The 5,720-nt window shown below is 75.5% G+C and carries 5 protein-coding genes and 1 pseudogene; all 6 read left to right on the top strand.

Annotation, left to right across the window (positions count from 1 at the left end):
* Positions 1-667, top strand: a pseudogene (locus ACWCSD_RS46550) (hypothetical protein); the annotation flags it as partial.
* Between the two features lie 4 nt (positions 668-671).
* Positions 672-1,577 carry an NADH-quinone oxidoreductase subunit H gene (locus ACWCSD_RS46545; RefSeq protein WP_449925205.1) on the top strand — a complete coding sequence of 302 codons (906 nt, stop codon included), beginning with the start codon at positions 672-674 and terminating at the stop codon, positions 1,575-1,577.
* The gene (locus tag ACWCSD_RS46540) at positions 1,574-2,071 is read left to right on the top strand and encodes an NADH-quinone oxidoreductase subunit J (protein WP_449925202.1); all 498 of its coding nucleotides are present in this window, start codon (positions 1,574-1,576) and stop codon (positions 2,069-2,071) included. The genes ACWCSD_RS46545 and ACWCSD_RS46540 overlap by 4 nt, the downstream gene beginning before the upstream one ends.
* Positions 2,068-2,373: an NADH-quinone oxidoreductase subunit NuoK gene (nuoK, locus tag ACWCSD_RS46535; protein WP_449925199.1), complete on the top strand. Its 306-nt coding sequence runs from the start codon at positions 2,068-2,070 to the stop codon at positions 2,371-2,373. The genes ACWCSD_RS46540 and nuoK overlap by 4 nt, the downstream gene beginning before the upstream one ends.
* Positions 2,370-4,220 carry a proton-conducting transporter transmembrane domain-containing protein gene (locus ACWCSD_RS46530; protein WP_449925197.1) on the top strand — a complete coding sequence of 617 codons (1,851 nt, stop codon included), beginning with the start codon at positions 2,370-2,372 and terminating at the stop codon, positions 4,218-4,220. Before nuoK ends, ACWCSD_RS46530 begins: the two co-directional genes overlap by 4 nt.
* Before the next feature lie 3 nt (positions 4,221-4,223).
* Positions 4,224-5,720, top strand: a 1,497-nt coding sequence (locus ACWCSD_RS46525; protein ID WP_449925196.1) for a complex I subunit 4 family protein, incomplete at its 3' end; no start/stop codon positions are given.

The following is a 5,720-nucleotide window of genomic DNA, read 5'->3' as shown; positions in this document are numbered from 1 at the left end:
GCTGAAGCTGGACCGGCTGCACGTGCCGCTGGGACCCGTGCTCGCGGACTGGCCCGCGGGGCTGGTGGTGGAGACCGTCCTGCAAGGGGACGTCATCCAGGAGGCGCGGGTGCGAACCCTGCCGGCCGACGGCACGGGGGACGCGTTCTGGACGCCGGGGCCGGACGCGAGCCCGGCGGAGGCGCGGCGGCGGACGGCGGCGGCCCGGCTGGACGGCCTCGGCAGGCTGCTCGGCGTGGCCGGCTGGCCCGCCGCCGCCGCGGACGCCCGGCGCCTGCGCGACCGCCTGCTCGCGGACGCCATGGACGAGCGGGGAAGACGCCGATGCGTCCGGTTCACGCGGCGGGTGCGCAGGTCATGGGTCCTGCGGTGGATGTTGCGCGGCGCGGGTGAGCTCGGTTCGAACGCTCCACAGCGGCTGCGTGGGGACACCCTGGATCGTGCGCGCCGGTGGCTCGACGACGTGGAGGCCCTGACCGAAGAGGACGTGGAGGCCCTGACCGAAGAGTGCCCCGGACCCGGGGACGGCGATGACGTCCCGGTGGACCGGGTGCTGGCGTTGTTGCCGGGCCTGCTGGCCGGGGCCGAGCTCGCCGTGGCACGCCTGATCGTGGCCGGTCTCGATCCGGACCTCGACCGGCTGCCGTCGCCAGCCAGGGACGGGTGAACCGGTGGCCGCGGGGACGGCCGCGGGGACGGCCCTGGGGATGGCGGTGCTGACGTGGGGGGCGGCGGCCTTCGACGCGGCGCTCGGCGCGGGCCGGAGCTCGTGGCGGGCGGCGGCGGTGGCGCCGTTCAGGGAGGGGGCGCGGCTGGTGGTGCAGCAGCGGCGGCGGACGGACCGGGCCGACGTCCTGCTCACCCGGGCCGGGGTCGTGGCGTTGCCGGCGGCCGCGCTGCTGGCCGCCGTCGTCCTGCCGGTCGGCGGCGCGCCGGTGCTGGACCTGGGGGCGGGGGTGGTGTGGTTCAACGCCATGGAGGTGTGCGTCTGGGGGGCCCTGTGGCTGGTCGGGTGGGGGGTCAACGCCGTGTGGCCGCTGGTCGGCGGCTACCGGTTCCTGGCCCAGGGCCTGGCGTACGAGCTGCCGCACATGTTCGTGCTGATCACCGCGGGGGGGGGGGCGGGGTCGTTGCGGTTCGCGGACCTCGTGGCGGCGCAGCGCGGGTTGTGGTTCGTGGTGTGGATGCCGGTCGCGTTCGCGGTCTATCTCATCTCGGCGGTGGCGATGGCGTTCTGGGGGCCGATGGGGCAGCCGGTCGGGCGGGACGTGTGCGGCGGCGTGCCGGGCGAGCTGGGCGGCCCCGACCGGCTGGTCTTCCTGGCCGGACGCCACGCGCTGCTGGTCGTGGCGGCGGCCGGGGCGGTGCCGCTGTTCCTCGGGGGCGCGGCGGGGCCCGTGCTGCCCGGCTGGGTGTGGGGGCAGGTCAAGACGGCGGCGGTGCTGGCCGTGCTGGTGCTGGCCGGGCATCGCATGCCGGTCGTGCGGATGGACCGGTTCGTGCAGTTCGCGTGGGTGGTGCTGATCCCGGTCACGCTCGTGCAACTGCTGGTCGTCGCGGTGGCGGTGCTGCCGTGAACGTGGCGTTCTGGGCGCTGGCGGTCGTCGCGGTGGCGGGTGGGGTGGCGGTGTTCATGGTGGACTCGATGGCGCGGGCGACGTTCGCGCTGCTGGTCTCGCTGCTGGCCGTGGGCGGGACGCTGCTGCTGATCGACCTGGAGTACCTGGGGGTGCTGGTCGTCCTCATGATGGTCATGGAGATGCTGGTCATGGCCGTCTTCATGATCATGTACATGATGAACCCGGCCGGGCTCGTGCCGATGAAGATGGTGCACAACCAGCGGGGCGCGGCGGCCGTCGCCGGAACGGTGTTCGTCCTGCTGGCCGCCGGGGCGCTGCTCGTCCGCCCGCCGAGCCGGCGCGGACGGCCGCCGGCGGACCCCACGCACGCGCTCGGCCTGTCCCTGATGGGACCGAAGATGCTGGTCATGATGGTCGCCGGGGTGGCGATCCTGGCGACGATGATCTCGGCCGTGCTGCTGGCCACCCACCGGGGACGGTACGACCGGTGACGCTCCAGGCATTCCTGCTGCTGGCCGCCGCCCTGTTCGCCGTCGGCCTGTACGGCGTGCTGTCCCAGCAGTCGATCGTCATGCTCATGATGGGCCTCGAACTCATGATCAACGGCGTGCTCGCGGCCGCCGGCGCCTTCTGGTACCACGTCGCCCCGGCCGCCGCGGACGGCCAGGTCCTCGTCCTGGTCGCGGTCACCGTGATGGCGCTGGAGATGGCGATGGGCTTCGCCGTCACCACGGCCGTCTTCCGCGCCCGCGACGTGGACACGATAGACGCCGCCGGAGACCTCAAGGGATGAGCCCGTCCCTGTGGCTGCTGCCCGCGCTGCCCGCCGCCGCCGGCGCGCTGCTGATCGCCGTGCGCCGCGCCGCCCCCGCCCTGTCCGTCGCCACGGCCGCGCTCACCCTCGGGCTGGCCGGGCATGCCGCGGCGACCAGGCCCTCGGCGACCGCCCGGCTGATCCTCGGCGAAGGGCTGGCCGTGGACGGGCTCTCGGCGGTCATGGTGGTCACCGTGGCGGCGGTCGGGCTGGCCGTGCTGGTGTTCGCGGCGGCGGAGCAGCGGTCGGGGCGCTTCCACGGGCTGATGCTGATCTTCCTCGGCGCGATGCTGGCCACGGTGACCGCGACGGACCTCGTCCTGCTGCTGATGGGCTGGGAGGTCATGGGGGCGATGTCGTACGCGCTGATCGGCTACCGGTGGCGCGACCGGGAGCGCGTACGGTCCGGAGCCGTCGCCTTCGTCACCACCCGGGCCGGCGACCTGGGCCTGTACGTCGCCTGCGGCGCGGCCCTGGCCGCGGGCGGCGGCCTGACGCTCGCCGGGCTGCCGGGGCTGCCGCCGCCGTGGCGGGACGTGGTGGCGGGCGGGATCGTGCTGGCCGCGCTGGGCAAGTCGGCGCAGGGGCCGTTCGCGTTCTGGCTGTCGCGGGCGATGGCGGGCCCGAGCCCGGTGTCGGCGTTCCTGCACGCGGCGACCATGGTGGTGGCGGGGGCGTACCTGCTGCTGCGGGCGCACGCCCTGCTCGCGGCCACCGGCTGGGCGGCGGCGGTGGCGGCCTGGACAGGCGCGCTGACCGCGCTGCTGCTCGGCCTGGTGGCGCTGGCGCAGCGGGACCTCAAACAGCTTCTGGCCGCCTCGACCTGCGCGCAGGTCGGGTTCATGGTGCTGGCGGCGGGGGCGTCGGCGGTCTCCGGCGGGACGGCCCACCTGGCCGCGCACGCCGCCGTCAAGAGCCTGCTGTTCCTCGCGGCGGGGGCCTGGCTGGCGGCGCTCGGCACCAAGGACCTGGCCGGGCTGCACGGCGCGGCCCGGCGGTTCCCGCTGGTGGGGGTGGCGTTCGGGGTGGGGGCCGCGGCCCTGGCCGGGTTGCCGCCGCTGTCGTTGTGGGTGACCAAGGACGCCGTCCTGGGCGGGGTCGCGCAGCCTGGACCGCGCGTGGTGGCCTTCGCCGCCGGGTTGGTGGCCGCTCTGTACGCGGGGAAGGCGCTGGCCGCGGTCTGGCGGCCCGCCGACGCGGCGACCGGCACCGGGAGCGAGCGGCGGGCCACGGGCCGGGTGGCCTGGCCCGAACTGCTGCCGCTGCCGGTGCTTGCCCTGGTGGCGGCCGGGTCCGGGATCGTCGGGCTGCCCGCGCTGCACGGCTGGTGGTCCCGGCTGGTGGGCGACCCGGGCGCGCCCGGCCTCACGGCGGGCGAGCTGGCCCTGTCCGGGGTCCCGGCGCTCGCCCTGGTGACCGCCGTGATCGCGGTGCGGCCCGGGACGGCCGTGATCGGGGTGCGGCCAGGGACGGTCGCGCCTTCGCGCGTGGGCGGGGTGTTCGGGCGCTGGCTGGGGCTGGAGCGGGCGGCGCGGGCCGTGGTGTGGCGGCCGCTGCTGCGGGCGGCGCGGTGGGCGGCCTGGGTCGACGAGCGGGTCGTGCACGGCGCGGTCGAGGCGGTCGCGCGGGCGGGACTGCTGGCCGCGCGGCTGGCCGGAAGCCCGCTGGAGTCGGGGCTCGACGGGCTCGTCCGACGGACCGGCGGCGCGGTACGACGCCTCGGCGGGCTGGCCAGACGTCCCCAGACCGGACAGATCCACATCTACTTCGCCCAGGCCGCCGTCGCCCTCGTCGTGCTGGCCGTCGTGTTCGCGATCGTGAGGTGAGGCGTGCTCGACGTCGTCGTGTTCCTGCCGCTGGCCGCCGCCGCCCTGTTCGTCCTGCCCGGCGTCACGGCGCGCGCGGCCGGCCTGATCCGGGTGGCCGCGTCCGCCGCCGATCTCGCCCTGGTCATCGTCCTGTGGACCGGGTACGGAGGCGGCCTGGCGTACGAGACCAGGTTGCGCTGGATCCCGACGGCGGGGGCCGGCTACCACGTCGGCGTGGACGGCCTGTCGCTGCCGCTGATCGCCATGACCGCGGTGCTGTTCCTGCTCTGCGCCGTCCACTCGCTGGGCGAGCCCGCCAGGCCCAAGGCGCACGCGGCGCTGTTCCTGTTCCTGCAGACCGTCTCCACCGGCCTGTTCGCGGCGCTCGACCTGCTGCTGTTCTTCGTCTTCTTCGACCTGTCCATCGTCGGCATGTACTTCGTGATCGTCGGCTGGGGGCACGGCGACCGGGCCAGGTCCGCGCTGACGTTCTTCCTCTACACCTTCCTGGGCTCGCTGGCGCTGCTGCTCGGCTTCGTCGGCCTCTACCTGGCCGCCGACCCGCACACCTTCGACCTGGCCGATCTCACCCGCCGCCCGCCGGACGCGGGCCCGGCCGTGCTGCTCGCCATCGGGATCGGCCTGGGGGTCAAGACGCCGGTCGTGCCCGTGCACACCTGGCTGCCGCCCGCGCACACCGACGCCCCGGCCGCCGGGTCGGCCATCCTCGCCGGGGTGCTGCTCAAGATGGGCGCGTACGGGCTGGCCCGCATCGCCGTGCCGCTGCTGCCCGGCCCGTGGCGCGCGTACGCCTGGCTGGTCATCGTGATCGGCCTGGTCAGCGTCCTGTACGGCGCCCTGGTGGCGCTCGCCCAGGAGAACCTCAAACGGCTCGTCGCCTACACCTCGGTCAACCACATGGGCTACGTCGTGCTCGCCCTGGGCGCCGCCGGGCTGGCCGGCGGGCCGGCGCGGGCCAAGGAGCTGGCGGTCAGCGGCGCGGTCACCCAGATGGTCAGCCACGGCCTGGTCACCGGCGCGCTGTTCCTGATCACCGGCGTGCTGTGGGACCGCGCGGGCGGCTACGCCCTCGGCCGCTACGGCGGCATCGCGGGACGGGCGCCCGTGCTGGCCTGGCTCACGGCGGTGGCGGCGTTCGCCTCGCTCGGACTGCCCGGACTGTCGGGGTTCATCGCCGAGTTCCAGATCTTCACCGGGGTGATCGGCTCGGGGGCCGTGCTCGCGGGCGCGCTCTCCGTGACCGGCATCCTGATCACCGCGGCGCTGTTCCTGCGGGCGCTGCAACGCGCGTTCCTCGGCGAGCCGGGCGAGCTGACGCCGCGGGTCACCGACGTGCGGCCGCGCGAGCTGGGCGCGATCGCCCCGCTGCTCGTGCTGTCCCTGCTCATCGGCCTGGCGCCGGGTCCGCTGCTCATGCGCCGCCAGCGGCTGATCGTCGCGATCGGCTGGGGCGTCACGCTGTACGGCGTGCTGGCGGCCGTCCTGGTCAGCCGGATC

It is taken from the genome of Nonomuraea sp. NPDC001684 (assembly GCF_053596515.1).
This window is presented reverse-complemented; position numbering and strand designations above follow the sequence as displayed.

Excerpts from the sequence above, each read along its gene's own strand:
- ACWCSD_RS46530 (WP_449925197.1), top strand. The coding sequence starts at position 2,370 with ATGAGCCCGTCCCTGTGGCTGCTGCCCGCGCTGCCCGCCGCCGCCGGC.